This window comes from Vibrio sp. 1401, from assembly GCF_033340295.1.
The window spans coordinates 1-623 of record NZ_JAWOWF010000508.1; the positions used below are offsets into that span (position 1 = coordinate 1).

1 protein-coding gene is annotated in these 623 nt (G+C 47.8%); it reads left to right on the forward strand.

What is annotated here, in order from left to right:
- The coding region (locus R7Z77_RS26515) for a 3-deoxy-7-phosphoheptulonate synthase (RefSeq protein ID WP_281947922.1) at positions 1 to 598 on the forward strand (598 nt) is incomplete at its 5' end.
- Between the last annotated feature and the right edge of the window lie 25 nt (positions 599 to 623).

Sequence of the window (623 nt, forward strand, 5' to 3'; positions counted from 1 at the left end):
TGCGGATTTGATCAGCTGGGGCGCGATTGGTGCACGCACGACGGAATCGCAAGTTCACCGCGAACTCGCTTCTGGTCTTTCTTGCCCGGTTGGTTTCAAAAACGGTACTGACGGTAACATTAAAATCGCGAGTGATGCTATTCGTTCTGCAAGCGCTTCTCACCATTTCCTATCGGTAACGAAGTACGGTCATTCAGCGATTGTTGAAACCGCAGGTAACCCAGACTGCCACATCATTTTACGTGGTGGTAAAGAACCAAACTACAGTGCAGCACACGTTGCTCAAATCAAAGACGAGTTGGACGCGGCTGGTCTACCGAAGAAAGTGATGATCGATTTTAGCCACGCGAACAGCTCTAAGCAGTTCAAACGTCAAATGCTAGTGTCTGATGATGTATCAGAGCAAATCGCTGGTGGTGAAGATGCAATCTTTGGCGTGATGATCGAGTCTCATTTGGTTGAAGGCCGCCAAGATTTAGTGGATGGTAAAGTGGCAACTTACGGTCAGTCGATTACTGATGCATGTATCGGTTGGGACGATACGGAAACGGTACTTCGTCAGCTTTCTGAAGCAGTAAAAGCGCGCCGTAGCAAATAAGCTCAGCAGCAAGAACATTTTTAAC